This is a genomic window from Marinifilum sp. RC60d5, from assembly GCF_052400665.1.
GTDB lineage: Bacteria > Bacteroidota > Bacteroidia > Bacteroidales > Marinifilaceae > JBQTGK01.
On record NZ_JBQTGK010000001.1, the window covers coordinates 836,114 to 851,278 of the forward strand.

Here is a 15,165-nt window from a genome sequence, read left to right on the forward strand (position 1 = left end):
TTTATCGAGAATCCAAACTGTAATCTACAGTTTCAAGGAAGCATCTATTCTACAGCCATTTCCCCCTCAAATTCCTCAATTCTAGTTTTAAGAATTTCTGTTAAAGGAACACTTTTTCCATTTTTTGGATCATAAGCTACCATTACTTGCGAAGTTTTGGTTTTTATTTCCCCACTCATAGAATCAACAATATTCTGATACAAAGCTATGCTCTTATTTCCTATTTTATAAATTCGGGTATGCACTTCAACCTTATCGTTTAAGGTAATTGATGACAAATAATCAATGGTAAGGTGCGCAACAATTAAGGCAGAATCTTTCCATTCTATATCCTCACCATATACCTGCATTAAATAATCCATCCTTGCCAAATCAAGATAACTTAACTGCACTCCATTATTCACATGCCCCAACAAATCGATATCACCAAAGCGAATTTGTATTTTCTTGATATGTTTAAATTCCATTCCCCTTATTTTTTTGCGAAGATAAACAGAAATAATTAATTGCAAATTCAAGTGCAACTTTTCAGCTCCTTGTTCGTCATTTAATTATATACGAACTTTAACCTAAAAATAAATTGTTATGAATTCAAAATACTTTAATTCGCTTGCGTTTGTTTTTGTCTTTTTCTTCAGCATTTCGATGCTTATGGCCCAAACCACAGAAAATCGAAAAACAGAATCTTTTAAATCTATTAACCTATCAATCTCTGCTAAAGTTTACCTCACTCAAGAAAATACCACCTCAGTAAAAATTAAAGCTTACGATAGAGATCTTAATGAAATTATTACCGAAGTTGAAGGTTCTACCTTAAAAATTAAGCGCAAAAGTAATAAAAGCTGGGGCTGGAACACTCGTTCGTTAAAAAAAGTAGAAGTTTACATTTCTACTCCGAATATTGAAAACCTAAAAATTTCGGGTTCGGGAAATATTATTGCTCAAACTCCAATAAATTCAGGTAGTGTTGCCTATACAATCAGCGGAAGCGGAAATATAATTATAGATAAACTAAATGCAGAAAATGTAAATTGCAGTATTTCCGGATCGGGTGATGTAAGATTAAAAGGGGAATGCGAAGATGAAGTTAACATTCGCATTAGTGGTTCAGGCGATGTGGAAGCATCTCATTTTATAGCTAAAAAGGCCGATATTCGTATTTCCGGATCGGGAGATTGTGAGGTATATGCTTCAGATAAAATTACCGCTCGCGTTGCGGGTAGTGGTGATATTTATTATCGAGGTAAACCCGAATATGTTGACAGTAAATCGGCAGGGTCGGGTTCCATAAAATCTGTTGGTGAATAACACTCAATAATAATCTGTAGGGGGATTTCCTTTTGGATATCCCTACGGTCTTAGTATTTGAATTTCTCCTCCCACACCAACTTTTATAATACTCGAAGCTGTGGCTTTTTCCATTTCTTCCTGACGATACTCTACCACATAATCAACTAATTCTTTTAAGTCCTCGTTTATTTCATAAAAATTAGCGGGCGATTGCTCTCCACTCCTATTGGCAGATGTTGAAACAATTGGTTTCTTAAAACGCTGAATGAGCCTCATGGTAAAATCTTCCTCAGTAATTCGAATTCCTATTGTTCCATCGGAATTAATAAGGTTTGGAGCTAAATTTTTGGCTCCCGGATAAATAAGAGTCATTGGTTTATCATTGGCATCAATTAAATCCCAGGCAATTTCGGGCACCTCATCTACATAAGAATTTAATCGGTTAGGATTTTCCATTAACACCAACATGGCCTTGCAATCTTCTCGTTGTTTTATTTCATAAACCCTTTTCACCGCCTCGGGGTTTGTTGCATCGCAGCCAATTCCCCATATCGTATCGGTAGGATATAAAATAATTCCTCCTGATTTTAATACTTCAAGAGCTTTATTGATGTCGTTTTGCATACTGTTCATGTATTTAGTAGAGACGTAGCATGCTACGTCTCTACTTTAAATATTTTTACACGGCTACGTTATACTCGCGCAATGCATCGTTTAATGAAGTTTTTAAGTCAGTTGATGGTTTACGCTTACCAATAATCAGCGCGCAAGGAACTTGATATTCGCCTGCTGGGAATTTTTTCGTTCTGGTTCCTGGAATCACCACCGAACGAGCCGGAATAAAACCTGCATATTCAACTGGTTCGTCACCTGTAACATCAATAATCTTAGTTGACTTAGTAAGTACAACATTTGCACCCAATACCACCTCTTTTTCAAGATGAACACCTTCAACTACAATACAACGCGAACCAATAAAACAATTGTCTTCGATAATAACCGGAGCTGCCTGAATTGGCTCTAGAACTCCACCAATACCAACACCACCACTAAGGTGAACATGCTTACCAATTTGGGCGCAAGAACCTACTGTTGCCCAGGTATCTACCATAGTTCCCTGATCAACGTAAGCACCAATATTTACATACGAAGGCATCATTACCACATCTCTGGCAATAAATGCTCCATATCGCGATACAGCATGAGGAACCACACGAACTCCCAATTCGGCATAGTTGGTTTTCAATGCCATTTTATCGTGGAATTCAAACGGACCTACCTCAATGGTTTCCATTTTTCGAATTGGAAAATAAAGGATTACTGCTTTTTTAACCCACTCGTTTACTTTCCATCCTTCTTCAAACGGCTCTGCTGTTCTAAGCTGTCCTTTATCAAGAAGCTCAACAACCTGCTCTATATTTTTCTGCACCTCAGGAGAACTCAGAAGAGATCTGTCTTCCCATGCAGATTCGATGCTTTGTTTAAGATCTGTGTACATTTTTTAATTACTTATTAATTTTGGTTAATGGCAACAAAACTAACTAAAAGTAGAATAGTTAAAAAGTGGAATGGTCAAAAAGTGAAAGAGTTAATGTAATTGTATGAATTAGAATATTCAAAGACAAGAATATGAAGAACTGGAAACAGTATTTTATATTTGGTTTTTTTACTTTTGGAAAAATTAATTATCAAATCATGCAAAATTCAATCTTCCTTTCAAATATATCAATTCACAAATCATGGAAACCTTTTCTTTCGAATGATATTATTGATTTAATTAAAAATATAGAATCTTCTATTAGCCTGGAAAATTCAACCCCAAAAAAAGAACTTGTTCTTCGCTTTTTAGAAATGGATTTAAAAAAGATTCCGGTTATTATTCTTGGCCAGGATCCTTACCCACAAAAAGGAGTTGCCACAGGCCGATCGTTTGAGGTAAATGGATTAAACTCTTGGCACGATAAATTTAGAAATGTATCCTTAAAAAATATTTTACGCAGCATTTATAAAGCATATACTGGCGAAGCATTAAAATATTCGGAAATTATAAGAAAATTAAACGAAGGTGATCGTTTGGCAATGGATAATGATTTTGAGGTTTTACCCCCAAACCAGCTTTTTAAATATTGGTGGGAAAAGGAAAATGTACTACTACTTAACACTGCACTAACTTGTGAAATAGGAAAACCAAATTCTCACACCAAACTATGGACCCCATTCACACACAAATTATTACAGTTTATTGCCGATAATAATAGAGAAGTCGTTTGGTTCTTATGGGGAAATAATGCTCAAAAAATAGTCGAAAATATCGATATCCAAAATAAAATTGAAACCACACATCCCATGATGTGCTATCAACGAGAAAATGATATTTTATTTGGTAAAGTAAATCCGTTTAAGGAAACTTTAAAAAAAGTAAACTGGACTGGAACAAAAATTTAATTGCTTCTTGTTTAATTTTATTAAAGATTGTTAAGAACTCATAAATTCATAGTGCTTCCCGAATCATTAAACTATTTTTGAAACAAATCAAAACTTGTTTTAGTCTGTGAAAAATTTTAAGACGAGTATTTTATTATTACCACTACTTCTATCAATAATAAATACTTTTGCTCAACAGAACCAAACAAACAATACATTTATTTTATCGGGAAAAATTATCAATCCTGAAACAAAAAAAGGAATTGCATTTGCTCACATTAAGATTGAAGATTCTTCGTGGGGAAAAATTTGCGATAGCCTTGGTTTTTTTCACTTGCGTGTTCATCGTGAAAAAAACCTTGTAATAACAGCGATTGGCTACAAAATGAAAATCTACAATACCGGACAGCAGGACAAAGAACCTGAAATTTTTGTAGAAATCCCCATGCAACAAGAAAGTTATATGATTCAGGAAATAAGCGTATACCATCCTGGAACATGGGCTGAGTTCAAATCAAATTTCCTAAGCTGTAAACTTTCTCGCGATACCATTGCTTCCATTATGACTATAAAATCTCATTTTGGAGGTGGTAATCGTGGAGGAACCAACATTCATATTGGAAAAGGAGGCATTGGTGCCGGTTTTGGCATAAATAGCAGTGCTAAAAAAAGAAAGGCCATGCAAAAGGTTCAGGAAATGACAATTTCCGAATCGAAAAGAGTTTTACTAGCGCAAAAATACAACCGCGAAATGGTTGGATTACTTTGCAAAGAAAGTGGCAAACGTTTGGATGCTTTAATGGCATATATAAACGATAGAAATAACTTTACCCATCAAACCAGCGCATACTTTATTGGCTGCAGAGTAAAACAGTTATATGGGGAATTTCTTAAAAAATATCCACCTTTACAGCATCTCGACAATTTAACATTAAGTGATACTGTTAATATTTCGAAGTCTTTATTCTATGAACAAAATAATGATTAAACTTTAAATTAAGTACAATACAGCTTAATTTCGGTTAAAGTGTGTTAAAAATTGTAACAATCTTCCTTACAGAGTGCTGTGAATATTATCTTTAAACTCCATTTTAAATAGAAACTGTATTGAAAACTCTAATCCTAAGCCTTGTACTTGTTATTTCTTTTGCTTTTAACATATTTGCACAAGATGAATCTGACCTAAGTTTTATTGTATCTGGAAAAGTAATTAATTCGGAAACGAAAGAGGGCGTATCTTTTGCTCATATTAATTTAGATGATACTTATTGGGGCATTGTTTGTGATAGCCTTGGTTTTTTTCGTTTGCGAGTAAATCCCGATCAGAAACTTAAGATTTCGGCCATGGGATTTAAAGAACAAATTGTTTCTATTATTCCTCCTTCGGCTGAAGATAAGGTTTTTCAGGAAATTTGCATGGAAAAAGAAAGCTATATGCTTAAAGAAGTTGAGGTATACTCTTTAGGTAGCTGGAGCGATTTTAAGGAACAATTTGTAAAACAAGATACTCCCGAGGAAGAAAATATTGCTTCCAGTTTTGATTTCGGGAACTTAAAATTAGCGCAAGCCGAAGCTAAAACCTTACGAAATAAAGGTTTTGGGATGAGTTTGAACATTTGGGGATCTGGCAAAAAAAGAGCCAAAGGCATGCGAGCAATTGATCCATTACAGGATTTACACGATAGAATGCTTAGCGAAAAATACAATAGAGATCTTGTAGCAGAAATTACTCATGAATCGGGTACACGTCTTGATTTATTAATGAAATATATCAATTCAAACACTCAATTTTCTTACCAAACGCGAGATGTTTATATTGTTTCGAAAATTAAGCAACTTCACAATAAGTTTATAGAATCAAACCCTACATGGGATTATGATTTTACTTATACCGATTCACTTGAAAGCATACCAAACCACCTTCGCCCTTAAGCTGAAAATACTCAAGCCAACACCCAAATGAACCCACTAAAAAACTTTACTATTATTTTGCTTTGTTTTTTTTCTCTGTATTCGTATGCTGAAATTGAACAGGATTCCATTATAAGTATATCGGGACAAATTCTGCAGAATAAAAGTTTAGAACCTATTTCTAACGCTACAATATCAATAAAACGAACACGCAAAGGTACTATTTGCGATAGTCTGGGAGTTTTTCATTTACAAATACAACAATCCGACACTTTAATAATTAGCGCATTAGGATATCAACCTAAACAATGGGAAGTCCCTTTTATTTTTAATCCCGATTTCCCTCCTTTTTTCACAATTAAACTGAACGATATTTCTTATTTACTAAAAGAAATAGACATTTATGCTTTAGGCACTTGGGATGAGTTTAAAGAAGAATTTCTGAATGCAGAAATAACAGAGAAAAATCCTATAAATGAGGATATTAAGAAACAACTAAAACCATTTAACACTAAAAAACCCAATATAGTGCCTGCTCAGTACCGACCAAAAAGAGAAGGAAAAATGGGCGTTGTTGATGCGATCTTTAGACCTACTGATTTTCTTCACAATAAATTTAGCAAGACTGAAAAAGCCAAGAAAAAAATATCGAAACTTATTCGGGAAGAAAGCAAAACAAAAAAGATCAATAAAAAATTTAATGCCGACATTGTTTCCGATGCTACAGGATTAAAAGGTGAAGAGTTAATTAAATTTATGGAATATTGTGGCGGTAAAATTAGTGTAAGCGAACACTCATCGGAGTATGAGGTGATGAAGCAAATTCTTGATTTATATAAAGATTACACTACAAAAGAGGAGTAAACAAACGGGCAATGGATTCTTTTAATTTCTGCAGTTTATTCCTTTGTCGCCATTGCTCAAGTTTAATTTCTTCGCTTAAAGTTAAATCCTGCAAAAAACGTTCGCGCAATTGCATGGTAATCTCTTCATCGTAAACCAAAGCATTCACTTCAAAATTTTGCTCAAAACTTCGCACATCCATATTCGCAGTACCTACGGTCGACATAATTCCATCAACAGTCATTATTTTGCTATGATTAAACCCATTTTTATAAAAATAGATGCGAACTCCGGCTTCCAATAATTCATCGATATAAGAAAGTGTGCTCCAGTAAGTCATAAACGAATCTGATTTGTTTGGAATCAGCACTCGCACATCAACCCCACTCATAGCAGAAGTTTTTAATGCCATTAAAATACTACTGTTGGGCATAAAGTAAGGAGACGAAATATAAACGTTCTGCTTTGCCGATGTTATCGCCGAAAAATAAGCTTGTAAAATACTTGCCCAATCGGAGTCGGCACCCGAAGCAGTAATCTGTAACAAACATTTTTCTTTCGCTTTTTTATAGGGCAAGTACTTATCGTTAAGTAACACCTCTTGCCTAACAAAATACCAGTCTATTAAAAAAACAATCTGAAGACTCGATGCAGCCTCTCCCGAGACTTTAAGGTGTGTATCGCGCCAAATGCCAATTCCTGGCAAGCCTTTAATATATCTGTCTGCAAAATTTAAACCACCTACAAAAGCCGTACTTCCATCAATCACAATAATCTTTCGATGATTTCTATAGTTTACCCTACTGGTTAAAACAGGAAATCGCACAGGTAAAAATGCCTGCACTTTAACACCAGCCTTTTCGAGATCTTGCACATATTTCTTACTCAATTTCCAACTTCCAACATCATCGTAAATTACCCGCACCTCAACTCCTTCTATAGCTTTAGCAATCAAAATATCAAGCAATTCGGAGGCAAGTTCTCCATCTTCTATAATATAATACTCGAGATGAATATGGTCTTTTGCACGCTTTAAGGCCTTAAAAATAGATGAAAAAGTCTCCTTTCCATCGTTCAAAATCTGTACCTTATTGTATCCGCTAAGCAAAGCCTTCGAATTATTTAAAAGCAATGTCATGATATTCTTCTTTTCATGAATTCGCTCATTTTTAAGAAAACGATTCTTTTCGAGCCGTAGCTTTTGATCATGACTCATTACTTGCAGCCATTTTAAATCACCCAGTTCTTTATGTCCGAACATTTTTCTTTTTCGAAAACTCTGCCCAAAAACCAGATAAACAATAAATCCAAAAACAGGAAGGAATGACAATACCAAAATCCATGAAATAGTTTTTAAGGGACTTCGGTTTTCGAGAATTACAATTACAACTGTAGCTATAATCATAAGCACATACAAAACCCCAAACACCTCTAAAACGTGTAGCAAAAACTCCGACCAATTAAATGATAACAGCATAGTCAACTTTTGAGTATAGAAGATTTGTATCTTTGTATTTTATTAGTTTTAATATGCCGGATATGAGATAAAAATTAAATAGCGTATACTAGAAGAATTACACTCTCACAAACTGCATTCAATCAAAAAAAATAACCTTAACAAATGTGTCGATTAAACACTATACAATCTACAATAAATTACATAAAAAACGAACTTATTCACATTTATAGTTCGCGTGAAGCTGAAAGTATCTCCTATATTTTATTGGAATATGTACTGGCTTATTCAAGAATGCAAATTCAGTTTAACAAAAACGAAACTATAGAACAAAAAGATTTTCTGCAACTTACACTTTATCTAAAACAATTAAAAAAGAATAAACCCATACAATATGTTTTAGGCGAAGCAGATTTTTATGATCTGAAATTTAAAGTTAATGAACACACGCTTATTCCTAGACCCGAAACAGAAGAGCTGGTACATGCAATTATTCAGGAAAATAAAAATAGCAATTTAAGCATATTAGATATTGGAACCGGCAGTGGCTGCATACCTGTTTGTTTGGCAAAAAATTTAAACAAAGCGAAAGTTTCTTCTGCCGATATATCAGCAAAAGCAATAGAAATAGCCAGGCAAAATGCTAAATTAAACAAAGTGGAGGTCTGCTTTTATAATCGTGACATTCTAAAATGGGAGAATTTTGAATGGGAGCAATTCGATATTATTGTAAGTAATCCTCCTTATGTAACCGAATCGGAAAAGGAAAAAATGGAAGATAATGTATTAAAACATGAACCACATACTGCTCTTTTTGTTAGCGATAATGATCCTTTACTATTTTACCGAACCATTGCTAAGCTTGCCCTTTCAAAGCTAAAAACGGGAGGAAAACTGTATTTCGAAATCAACGAAAGTTTAGGCATAGAAATGCAAAAGTTACTGCAAGATATAGGATTTACTACTATTTTATTACGTAAAGATATAAACGGTAAAGACCGTATGTTGTCGGCCATAAAACCAATCTGATGTATAAAAATAAAAACACAAAAATTATAAGTACTAAGGAAGCCCTGTCGAAAGTACAATTTATTTGTAGCCGGCAAGAAAAATGTTGCAGTGATATTCGCAAGAAACTTCAAAACTGGAACATTGAAAAACAAGAGCAAGATGAAATAATAGATTCTTTAGTAGATGATAAATTTATTGATGAGAAACGATATACAGGTTTCTATGTCCGTGATAAATTCCGTTTTAACAAATGGGGTAGAATTAAAATTGCTTATCATTTAAAACAGAAACGAGTTCCCGAGCAAATAATAAACGAAGCTCTCAATCAAATTAAAGAAACTGATTATCAAGAAAGCCTGCAGGAACTTTTAAAGAATAAACTAAAAAGCCTGAAAGAAGATGATCCTTATCAATTAAAATCAAAGTTGTTCCGTTTTGCTCAAAGCAGAGGTTTTGAATCACAAGTATCATTACAATTTATAGATAAACTTTTATCGAGCCTGAAATAAAATTTTATTTCACTTTTGGCAAGCTTATTGTTAATGAATTATTATCTTTAAATTTGATATATTATTTCTCTAAACCAGTTCAAATGACAAAAATTTTACGCACACTATTTAATTATTCTCTTATTCTCACCATACTTGTTAGTTGCTCGGCTCAAAGCAGTATGGCAAAACGCAGACCTCCAAAGTGGGTTAAAGAAAGACCAATTACTCCTGATTATTACGTGGGAATAGCTGTAGTAAAAAAAGACAATAGTCAAAACAGTTATATTCAATTGGCCAAAAATCAGGCTTTACATGACTTATGTTCCGAAATATCGATTAATATTTCTGCCAACTCCGTTTTACAGCAATTTGAAAACGAAACCGAATTCAAAGAAGAATTTCAATCGGAAATAAAAACCAGTTTGGTAGAAGAAATTGAAGGTTACGAAACCGTAGGATCCTGGGATAATAAAAAAGGAAATGAATATTGGGTTTACTACCGTTTATCAAAATCTCAGTATGAATTACAAAAGCGCTTAAAGTTAAATAAAGCAAAAAAATTAGCACAAAATTATTACGAGCAAGCAAAACAAAGCGAGAAACAATTAAACTTGTTTCAGGCTTTAAATTATTATGCAAAAGCAATTGATGCCATTAAAAAAAATTTGGATGATGATTTATCGGTAATGACATTTAATGGAAGCATAAATTTGGGATCGGAACTTTACAATTCTATTCAGAATATTTTTAAACGTACCCAATTAACTGCAGATAGAAAGTCCATTAAGCTTGAAATTTCAACTTCGCAAAAAGAGCCTATTTTAATAAAAGCAGAATGGCTGGGCGAAACAGGAAACCAAATAATTCCTAATCTTCCCATTTCGATAAATTTTGTGAAAGGCGATGGTGTTTTAAACAACAAAGTAAGCACCGATGAGTTTGGTTATGCAGCTTCTCAGCTTTCGAAAGTAACTTCTAAAATGAAACTACAGGAAATTGAAGCTGGCATCGATTTAAGCTCTATTTTAAACGAAGAATCCGAAAATTACAAACTAAACAAATTGTTCTTTACTCCTGAATTAGCCCCAAAGAGTAAAATAATTATAAATGTAGAACGATTAAAAGCTTACATGACTTTTAACGAGCGTATTTTTGGAGAAGATTCCAAACGCGAAATCTTAAAAAATAATTTAAAGAAAGAACTCTCTGAAAACTTTTTCTCGTTTACCGACAATAAAGAAAAGGCAAAAGTAATTCTTAATATCAACACAAATGTTACAAAAGGAGAAATTAAAGAAGGGCGAAACTACAAAGTTTACATTGTATATTTAGATTGTTTCTTTTCCCTTACAGACACAAAAAATGGAATGGAAATTTTTAACGATGCCATTTACGAAGTAAAAGGAATGAAACCAATTAGCTACGATTACGCAATTAGAGAAGCCTATGAACAAGCGGTTGACGAAATTCACAATACAATAATTCCAAAACTAAACCAGCTAGACCTATAAATTTAGCAGATATTAGATTTAACACCATAAATAAAAAGCAATTATTTGAAATAATGATGAGAATAGTGAATTGAAAACAAACTCATTTCTCAAATCTCACATCTAAAATTTTAACAGATGAGAACAAGAAAATTACAATCGTTATTCCTTGGATTAGGAATTTTAGTAGCGGCAGGATTAAGCTCTTGCGGATCTGCAGAAAAAGCAATTTCTACAAAAGCACAGGGCGAAGAATTAATTGAAGTTTATTGTACTGGCCCTGATTATCAGAGTGACAAAAATAATTTTAGAGCTTCGGCCATTGGCGAGAGTTTAGACCAAATGGTTGCAAAGAAAAAAGCAGGAACAAATGCACGTGCCGAGTTGGCAACTCTTATTCAATCGACAGTTCAGGGAACAATAGACAACTACGTTAATTCAACAGAACTAAACAATGTAGAGCAAGTTGAGGAACGTTTTGAAGGCTTAACTCGCGAAGTTATTAACCAACAGTTGAATAACATTAAGGTAATCTGCGAAAAGCAAACCAGAACTGCTCAAAATAAGTATAAAACTTATATAGCTATCGAAATGAGTGCTAAAGATTTGGAAGAAGCAATCAACCAAAAATTATCGCAAGATGATAAGCTAAAAGTTGATTACGACTACAATAAATTTAAAGAAACTTTCGAGGCTGAAATGCAAAAATTGCAAAACCAGCAAAATGGAATATAAAAAATAAATACCTCTCATAGAAATAAAGAAATGGCCATCTCTACTATAAGAGATGGCCATTTTACATCTAAATATTTCTTTTCTTATAAACTAAAAAGAACTCCTACCAATGCAATAACATTTTCAAAAATGATTACAACAAACCAGCTAAAAAGTTTAGCGGAACAAACCAAAGCGCAAAAAAAGTAATCTGAGGTAGCTTTGACATTGATGTCAAATTAATTCAGATTTTTTTCAATGCATTCATTGTCCACAATCCAATCATTTTTCCAAAACACCGTATTAGCTTATCATTTCAGATTGCTCATTACTCTTTGTTTACTACCTTTACATCTTACTAATTTAATTTTCAAAAATGATTACAACAGACCAGCTAAAAAGTTTAGCGGAACGCACGGAAGCGTTAAGGAGGTATCTTTGACATTGATGCCAAATTAATTCAGATACAAGAAGAAGAAATGAGAACTCAGGCTCCGGGTTTTTGGGATAATCCAAAAGAAGCAGAAGTTCAAATGAAAAAAGTTCGTGGATTAAAATCCTGGGTAGAATTATACAATGAAGTAAGAGAATCAACCGAAGATTTATCAGTACTATTCGATTTTGCCAAAGAAGGAGAAGCATCTAACGAAGAAGTAGAAGAACAATTTTCAGCCACCGAAAAATTAATTGAAGCTTTAGAGTTAAAAAATATGCTCCGAAAAGATGAAGACAAATTCGGAGCTATTCTTAAAATAAACGCTGGTGCTGGTGGAACCGAAAGTTGCGACTGGGCAGATATGCTTTACCGCATGTATTTGCGTTACGGAGAATCGCACAACTACAAAGTTAGACAACTGGAATATCAGGAAGGCGACGAAGCTGGTATTAAATCGGCAACTCTCGAATTTGAAGGCGATTTTGCTTACGGATACCTGAAATCGGAAAATGGTGTTCACCGTTTGGTTCGCCTGTCTCCTTTCAATTCAGCCAATAAACGAATGACTTCCTTTGCATCTGTTTATGTTTATCCTGCTATTGATGATACAATAGAAATTGAAATTAACCCCGCTGATATTAGCTGGGATACTTTTCGTTCGGGTGGTGCCGGAGGACAAAATGTAAACAAAGTAGAAACTGGTGTTCGTGTGCGACATGCTCCAACCGGAATTATAATTGAAAACACCGAAAGTCGTTCTCAGTTAGGAAACCGCGAAAATGCATTGCGATTACTAAAATCTCAATTGTACGAATTGGAATTACGCAAGCGTCAGGAAAAAATTGATGCCATTGAAGGTTCTAAGAAAAAAATTGAATGGGGATCGCAAATTCGCTCTTACGTAATGCAACCATATAAATTGGTAAAAGATGTAAGAACTGCTCACGAAACATCTAACGTACAAGCCGTTTTAGATGGCGATTTAGATGGATTCATAAAAGCATTCCTAATGGAATTTAGCGGAGAAGAAAAATAAAAACTATATGAGAGACTTTGCTTAAGCATCGTCTCTCTTCTTTTTTGGTTTAAATATTCCGCCCAATAACACTCCAAACACTCCTCCATAAGGAACCATAGTATACCAATTTGCTTTTATCGGGCAAGTTCCGGAAACACAACCCACATACTTCCAATATAAAAATCCGCCTAACAAACCAATTAAACCTCCTATAACTTCAAATTTCCTGTTTTTAAAAAAATCTTTCATATCAAACTCCTCTTCTCTTTACATTAAACCCATGAAAGATAATCTAAATTATCCCACAAACACTAAATATTTTTTATTGATTTTTAAATCCAAAAAATTACCTTCCTGCACTTCTAATAATCCTTCCGAAAGCCGTATATTTGTATTCACTAAATAATAAAACACATCAGATATTATACCTATTAGTATTCCTTTTTAAATATCTATTAGCATAATAACTTTTTTTAATATTATTATAACATGACATTAAAGATTTACCACAATCCCCGATGTGCAAAAAGTCGTGCTGGCTTAAAATACCTGCAGGAAAAAGGTTTGAAACCAGAAATCAGATTGTATCTGAAAGAAGAATTTACCGAACAAGAACTTGCCGATGTTTTAATGAGAATGAACAAAGATCCTCAGGATATTATTCGTACTCAGGAAAAAATCTATAAATCAGATTTTAAAGGAAAAAATTTTAATCGCGATGAGTGGATTAAAATTCTTATTGAATATCCTAAACTAATTCAGCGCCCAATTATTGTTAAGGATCACAAAGCCATATTTGCCGATCCCGTAGAAAATGTTGAAGAAATTTTATAGCAATACCCACAAATATCCCATCGATCTCCAATTAGAGACAATTACTTTAGGGAAATGAAAAAAATCGGAAAATTATATCTTATTATGCTTTCACTGCTATCTTTTGCCTGCGATCCTTTCCAAACAAAAATTGGGAACGAGGTTTCTCTTTACGAAAGTACAGCACTAAACAACGAAGCTTTCCCCGATACTTTAAAGGTAATGACCTGGAACATTAAGTTTGGTGGTGGACGAATCGATTTCTTTTTCGATTGCCATGGCGATCGGGTAATCATGAAAAAATCTGAAGTTCTGAATAATATGTCTGCTCTTGCCGATAAAATAAATGAAATTAATCCTGATATTTTAATGATACAGGAAGCCGATGTAAATGCAAAACGAAGTGCCTATATCGATCAAGTACAATATCTGCTCGACAATACCTCATTTAATTATGCCGCTTATGCCCCACAATGGAAAGCAAGTTACATTCCTAGTAAAAGCATTGGCAAAATGAATTCGGGAAATGCAATTCTTTCGAAATGGAAATTTACGAATGCTACACGAATAGCTCTTCCTCTTATTAAATCACAAAATTCTATTGTTAGATATTTTTACCTAAAACGGAATATATTACATGTTAAACTTGAACACTCAGGTAAAAGTATCCACTTATTAACAACTCACTCATCGGCTTATGCAAAAGATGATACCAAGAAAAAACAATTGGAAATAATAAAAGCTTACGCCGATTCCATTGCCAACAAAAAAGAAAATTTAATTTTAGGCGGCGATTTTAACTCCCTGCCTCCTTACAGTAAACAAACCAGTAAATTCGACGACACCGCTTGTACAAATGGCGATTTTGATGCCGACGACTACAGCTCAGAAACACAATGGATGCAGCCTTTTTACGAAAAATATTCAGCTGCAATTCCTATTAACACATATAAAACCGACAATAAAAGCCACTTTTCACACACAACCGATAAAAATAAATTTTGGAATCGTAAAGTCGATTTCTTATTCACAAATGGAACTTTTATTTCCAAAAGTGGCAAAACTCTTCAGCAATGGATGCAGATTTCTGATCATGCTCCTATTCTTGTTGAATACGAATTATAAATTACTAAGCAATTCTGAATTTGGAATACAAGCTTTCTATTTTAATATTTATCAACAAAGTAGAAACTTATTTATGGCAATAAATTCGAGCTCTTAATTTATAATTCTTATTAAAAAAATGTTTTACAAGTATGATTAAGAAC

At 33.7% G+C, this 15,165-nt stretch carries 17 protein-coding genes; 12 read left to right on the plus strand and 5 right to left on the minus strand.

Features of this window, described 5'->3' with window-relative positions; translation table 11 throughout:
• Positions 1-44: 44 nt before the first annotated feature.
• Entirely contained in the window at positions 45-467 is a 423-nt protein-coding gene (locus tag ACT3CE_RS03565; RefSeq protein ID WP_444708385.1) for an acyl-CoA thioesterase, read from the minus strand.
• Between the two features lie 118 nt (positions 468-585).
• Here ACT3CE_RS03565 and ACT3CE_RS03570 point away from each other — a divergent pair, with 118 nt between their 5' ends.
• Positions 586-1,308, plus strand: a complete 723-nt coding sequence (locus tag ACT3CE_RS03570; protein WP_444708386.1) for a head GIN domain-containing protein — start codon at positions 586-588, stop codon at positions 1,306-1,308.
• A gap of 42 nt (positions 1,309-1,350) precedes the next feature.
• On the opposite strand, the gene ACT3CE_RS03575 is transcribed toward ACT3CE_RS03570, so the two are convergent.
• On the minus strand, positions 1,351-1,914 hold the full coding sequence (locus tag ACT3CE_RS03575) for an L-threonylcarbamoyladenylate synthase (RefSeq protein ID WP_444708387.1): 564 nt from the start codon (positions 1,912-1,914) through the stop codon (positions 1,351-1,353).
• Between the two features lie 55 nt (positions 1,915-1,969).
• Positions 1,970-2,788, minus strand: a complete 819-nt coding sequence (locus ACT3CE_RS03580) for a 2,3,4,5-tetrahydropyridine-2,6-dicarboxylate N-succinyltransferase (protein ID WP_444708388.1) — start codon at positions 2,786-2,788, stop codon at positions 1,970-1,972.
• 131 nt (positions 2,789-2,919) lie between these two features.
• Here ACT3CE_RS03580 and ACT3CE_RS03585 point away from each other — a divergent pair, with 131 nt between their 5' ends.
• The 4 genes from ACT3CE_RS03585 (at position 2,920) to ACT3CE_RS03600 (ending at position 6,489) form a co-directional block, all read left to right on the plus strand.
• Entirely contained in the window at positions 2,920-3,735 is an 816-nt protein-coding gene (locus ACT3CE_RS03585; RefSeq protein WP_444708389.1) for a uracil-DNA glycosylase, read from the plus strand.
• Between the two features lie 106 nt (positions 3,736-3,841).
• The gene (locus ACT3CE_RS03590; protein ID WP_444708390.1) at positions 3,842-4,702 is read left to right on the plus strand and encodes a carboxypeptidase-like regulatory domain-containing protein; all 861 of its coding nucleotides are present in this window, start codon (positions 3,842-3,844) and stop codon (positions 4,700-4,702) included.
• Positions 4,703-4,821: 119 nt separating this feature from the next.
• Entirely contained in the window at positions 4,822-5,646 is an 825-nt protein-coding gene (locus tag ACT3CE_RS03595; protein WP_444708391.1) for a carboxypeptidase-like regulatory domain-containing protein, read from the plus strand.
• 27 nt (positions 5,647-5,673) lie between these two features.
• Positions 5,674-6,489 (plus strand): carboxypeptidase-like regulatory domain-containing protein, encoded by an 816-nt coding sequence (locus tag ACT3CE_RS03600; protein ID WP_444708392.1) that lies wholly within the window; start codon positions 5,674-5,676, stop codon positions 6,487-6,489.
• Here ACT3CE_RS03600 and cls read toward each other — a convergent pair.
• The gene (cls, locus tag ACT3CE_RS03605; RefSeq protein WP_444708393.1) at positions 6,473-7,945 is read right to left on the minus strand and encodes a cardiolipin synthase; all 1,473 of its coding nucleotides are present in this window, start codon (positions 7,943-7,945) and stop codon (positions 6,473-6,475) included. The two genes, ACT3CE_RS03600 and cls, sit on opposite strands and share 17 nt — an antisense overlap.
• 144 nt (positions 7,946-8,089) lie before the next feature.
• Between cls and prmC the strand changes: the two genes are divergently transcribed.
• From prmC to prfB, 5 genes are all read left to right on the plus strand, one after another.
• Positions 8,090-8,953: a peptide chain release factor N(5)-glutamine methyltransferase gene (prmC, locus tag ACT3CE_RS03610; protein ID WP_444708394.1), complete on the plus strand. Its 864-nt coding sequence runs from the start codon at positions 8,090-8,092 to the stop codon at positions 8,951-8,953.
• Positions 8,953-9,444 carry a regulatory protein RecX gene (locus tag ACT3CE_RS03615; RefSeq protein WP_444708395.1) on the plus strand — a complete coding sequence of 164 codons (492 nt, stop codon included), beginning with the start codon at positions 8,953-8,955 and terminating at the stop codon, positions 9,442-9,444. Before prmC ends, ACT3CE_RS03615 begins: the two co-directional genes overlap by 1 nt.
• A gap of 83 nt (positions 9,445-9,527) precedes the next feature.
• Positions 9,528-10,937, plus strand: coding sequence for an LPP20 family lipoprotein (locus ACT3CE_RS03620; protein WP_444708396.1), 1,410 nt, complete (start codon positions 9,528-9,530; stop codon positions 10,935-10,937).
• Between the two features lie 117 nt (positions 10,938-11,054).
• Positions 11,055-11,651: a hypothetical protein gene (locus ACT3CE_RS03625; protein ID WP_444708397.1), complete on the plus strand. Its 597-nt coding sequence runs from the start codon at positions 11,055-11,057 to the stop codon at positions 11,649-11,651.
• A gap of 355 nt (positions 11,652-12,006) precedes the next feature.
• Positions 12,007-13,102 (plus strand): peptide chain release factor 2 gene (gene prfB, locus ACT3CE_RS03630; RefSeq protein WP_444708398.1). Its coding sequence is split into 2 segments (ribosomal slippage): positions 12,007-12,069 and positions 12,071-13,102, totalling 1,095 coding nucleotides; the frame shifts between segments, so codons are not numbered across the junction.
• Between the two features lie 21 nt (positions 13,103-13,123).
• Here the strand turns inward: prfB and ACT3CE_RS03635 are convergent.
• A complete protein-coding gene (locus ACT3CE_RS03635; protein WP_444708399.1) occupies positions 13,124-13,333 on the minus strand; it encodes a hypothetical protein in 210 nt (69 codons plus the stop codon).
• Positions 13,334-13,573: 240 nt separating this feature from the next.
• On the opposite strand from ACT3CE_RS03635, the gene arsC reads away from it, so the two are divergent.
• Positions 13,574-13,918 carry an arsenate reductase (glutaredoxin) gene (gene arsC / locus ACT3CE_RS03640; RefSeq protein WP_444708400.1) on the plus strand — a complete coding sequence of 115 codons (345 nt, stop codon included), beginning with the start codon at positions 13,574-13,576 and terminating at the stop codon, positions 13,916-13,918.
• A gap of 54 nt (positions 13,919-13,972) precedes the next feature.
• Entirely contained in the window at positions 13,973-15,022 is a 1,050-nt protein-coding gene (locus tag ACT3CE_RS03645) for an endonuclease/exonuclease/phosphatase family protein (protein ID WP_444708401.1), read from the plus strand.
• The last annotated feature ends 143 nt before the right edge of the window (positions 15,023-15,165 follow it).